The sequence below is a fragment of the Pseudomonas sp. HMSC063H08 genome (assembly GCF_001813645.1).
GTDB classification, from domain to species: domain Bacteria; phylum Pseudomonadota; class Gammaproteobacteria; order Pseudomonadales; family Pseudomonadaceae; genus Pseudomonas; species Pseudomonas aeruginosa.
Genome location: NZ_KV813402.1, coordinates 1 through 235 on the forward strand (window position 1 = coordinate 1; position 235 = coordinate 235).

Below are 235 nucleotides of genomic sequence, written 5' to 3' on the forward strand. Positions count from 1 at the left end.
GCCGAGTCGGTGAACGCGGCCGAGGCGTGGATACTCGGAAAGCGGGCTTCAGTGTTCATCAAAGACAGCCTCCAACTGATGGACGTCGTAGCTCCCGCAGCAGGGGCAGACCAACACCTCGGCTTCTCCTTCTGGGGTGTTCTCGGCGGGGAGAACCTGGCGCACCAAATGGTGTGGGTGGTGCTGGTCACAATTCATGCACTGGTGGGTGACCAGGGGCTGGGAAGTGTTCATG

The 235-nt window shown here is 60.9% G+C and carries 1 protein-coding gene; it reads left to right on the forward strand.

Features of this window, described 5'->3' with window-relative positions:
• Window positions 1-235 (forward strand): hypothetical protein (locus HMPREF2924_RS36185; protein WP_218189331.1); only part of this gene is annotated, 235 nt, incomplete at both ends.